This is a genomic window from Vibrio sp. 10N.222.49.C9, from assembly GCF_041474985.1.
Taxonomy (GTDB): domain Bacteria; phylum Pseudomonadota; class Gammaproteobacteria; order Enterobacterales; family Vibrionaceae; genus Vibrio; species Vibrio crassostreae_C.
Genome location: NZ_JBFRVD010000245.1, coordinates 1 through 354, shown reverse-complemented (window position 1 = coordinate 354; position 354 = coordinate 1). Strand labels below are relative to the sequence as shown.

Annotated in this window: 1 protein-coding gene; it reads right to left on the bottom strand. The window is 47.7% G+C overall.

Translation table 11 applies throughout. From position 1 onward, the window contains the following. On the bottom strand, positions 1 to 354 hold a 354-nt coding region (locus AB4585_RS22975; protein WP_372171115.1), incomplete at both ends, for a 2-phospho-L-lactate transferase CofD family protein.

Below are 354 nucleotides of genomic sequence, written 5' to 3'. Positions count from 1 at the left end.
GCCTTAATGGCTTTGCCGATTTCCGGCAATAACAGAGGTGGCATGATACTGGTTAAAAAGCTGCCCGGTCCCAAAATGATCACATCGGCTTGCTTGATGGCATCAACCGACTCGCAAATAGCAGGGACTTCAGGGTCGAGATCAAGCCTTAACAGATCTTCTTCCATTTCATCTACGCTGGTTTCACCCTTTACCCAACTGCCCTTAGTGGATAAGGCGCGTAAGTCTGAAGGGTGCTCGGTCATCGGCAAGATATTGACATCCACCTTAAGTAACTCGCGGACCAAATTGATGGCCTCTAGTGGCCTAACCGAGAGATTATCCATAGCGGTGAGAATTAGATTACCTAGATTA